Genomic DNA, 371 nt, shown 5'->3' with positions numbered 1-371 from the left:
TTTGAAGTTGTGAAATCAGTGAATACGAATGTCGCAACGGTAGGGGATGTTTTAGTATATACAATCGAAATTATAAATGCAGGTAGTGTATCAGCTACAAATGTATTTTTTCAAGATTCAATTCCACAAGGGACATTATTTATTGAAAATAGTGTAGTTGTTAATGGTGTTTTACAAGAAGGGGCAGATCCAGAACTTGGATTCCAAATAAATAATTTGCCTACTGGGGCGAGTGCAATTGTTACGTTTGAAGTATTAATTGATGAAATTCCCCAAGGAAATAATGTCGTAAATAATGCGAATGTAACTGGAGATTTCCTTGTAAATCCAACAGAGCCACCGATTACTATAACAGTACCAAGTAATACTGT

The 371-nt window shown here is 34.5% G+C and carries 1 protein-coding gene; it reads left to right on the top strand.

Annotated elements, in window-relative coordinates; all coding sequences use genetic code 11:
- Nucleotides 1-371, top strand: a 371-nt coding sequence (locus MR113_RS27535) for a DUF11 domain-containing protein (protein ID WP_242257496.1), incomplete at both ends; no start/stop codon positions are given.

It is taken from the genome of Bacillus cereus group sp. BfR-BA-01379 (assembly GCF_022663605.1).
GTDB lineage: Bacteria > Bacillota > Bacilli > Bacillales > Bacillaceae_G > Bacillus_A > Bacillus_A mobilis.
This window is presented reverse-complemented; position numbering and strand designations above follow the sequence as displayed.